Genomic DNA, 568 nt, shown 5'->3' on the forward strand with positions numbered 1-568 from the left:
GGGACCTGTTATCGTGGGCGGGTCATTTATCGCGTTAACAGTTACCGTAAAGCTTGCCGTGTTGCTATCCGCACCATCACTTACTTCTAACGTGATTGTTACTGGACCACCACTCAGATTCGCAGCCGGCGTAACTGTAACTGTGCGGCTGGCTCCTGTGCCACTAATCAATATTCCTGTAAGCGGTATTAGTGTTTCATCACTTGAAGTTGCTGTCACAGTCAACGTGTTGACCGCATTATCAATATCTCCTACTGTAAAAGTTAATGCACCCGTCGAACCCCCTTCATTTATTGTCTGTGTTGATGGGCTAGGACCTGTAATCGTGGGCGGATCATTTATCGCGTTAACAGTTACCGTAAAGCTTGCCGTGTTGGTATCCGCACCATCACTTACTTCTAACGTGATTGTTACTGGACCACCACTCAGATTTGAAGCTGGCGTAACTGTAACTGTGCGGCTGGCTCCTGTGCCACTAATCAATATTCCTGTAAGCGGTATTAGTGTTTCATCGCTTGAACTGGCCGTTACGTTCAAGGTGTTGACCGCATTGTCAATATCTCCTACT

At 47.0% G+C, this 568-nt stretch carries 1 protein-coding gene; it reads right to left on the minus strand.

Annotated features, from left to right (window positions below):
• Positions 1 to 568 (minus strand): Ig-like domain-containing protein (locus tag P2W71_RS23390; RefSeq protein WP_276373831.1); only part of this gene is annotated, 568 nt, incomplete at both ends.

The organism is Chryseolinea sp. H1M3-3, from assembly GCF_029360725.1.
GTDB lineage: Bacteria > Bacteroidota > Bacteroidia > Cytophagales > Cyclobacteriaceae > Chryseolinea.